Origin of the sequence: Sphingomonas sp. Leaf62 (assembly GCF_001421915.1) — a bacterium.
Lineage (GTDB): Bacteria > Pseudomonadota > Alphaproteobacteria > Sphingomonadales > Sphingomonadaceae > Sphingomonas.
The window spans coordinates 155995-156363 of record NZ_LMLN01000012.1 but is presented as its reverse complement, the minus strand read 5'-3'; the positions used below and the strand labels follow the sequence as shown (position 1 = coordinate 156363).

1 pseudogene is annotated in these 369 nt (G+C 64.2%); it reads left to right on the top strand.

Annotated elements, in window-relative coordinates:
• Positions 1 to 130: 130 nt before the first annotated feature.
• Positions 131 to 369 (top strand): annotated as a pseudogene (locus ASE91_RS20550) (transposase); the annotation flags it as partial.

The window sequence follows — 369 nt, the reverse complement described above, 5'->3', positions numbered from 1 at the left end:
CGGGCGCGCCGATCCGCGCGAAGGCGAGGTGGTAGCAGGAGTTGGCGTCGGTGAAGATGGCGCTGATCTGGCCGGGCCTGTCAGGAATTTCGTGTGCGGACGGGCATAACGGGAACGAAGGAGCCCCGATATGTCTCGACGCAAAGAGCCTGCGATACCGAATGATCTTCTGGATCAGCTGTTGGCCGGGGTGACGGCGCCGGCAATTCGCGCAACGGCTACGGTCGGAAGACGATCACGACTGATACCGGCCAGCTGGCGCTGGACGTACCGCGCGACCGGCAGGCCAGCTTCGATCCGCAGCTGATCGCCAGATACCAGCGGCGCTTTCCCGGCTTCGACGAGAAGATCGTGTCGATGTACGCGCGC